The sequence below is a fragment of the Citrobacter sp. Cf088 genome (genome assembly GCF_030334295.1).
In the GTDB taxonomy this organism is placed as follows: domain Bacteria; phylum Pseudomonadota; class Gammaproteobacteria; order Enterobacterales; family Enterobacteriaceae; genus Citrobacter; species Citrobacter freundii.
Genome location: NZ_JAOWEE010000003.1, coordinates 1 through 219 on the forward strand (window position 1 = coordinate 1; position 219 = coordinate 219).

General features: G+C 55.3%; 1 other RNA gene. It reads right to left on the reverse strand.

Annotated features, from left to right (window positions below):
* Positions 1-45: 45 nt before the first annotated feature.
* Positions 46-172: non-coding RNA, RtT sRNA (locus tag OGV71_RS00015), on the reverse strand.
* Positions 173-219: the final 47 nt, after the last annotated feature.

Here is a 219-nt window from a genome sequence, read left to right on the forward strand (position 1 = left end):
AAATCGCAGATAGCAAAAAGGCGCCTTTAGGGCGCCTTTTTACATTGGTGGGTCGTGCAGGATGACTCGCTTCGCTCGCCCTTCGGGCCGTCGCCGTAACCGGCTCCGTTGTTTCGCTGCGCTCAACACCGAACCTGCCGCAGGTTCGAATCTTACAAATCGCAGATAGCAAAAAGGCGCCTTTAGGGCGCCTTTTTACATTGGTGGGTCGTGCAGGAT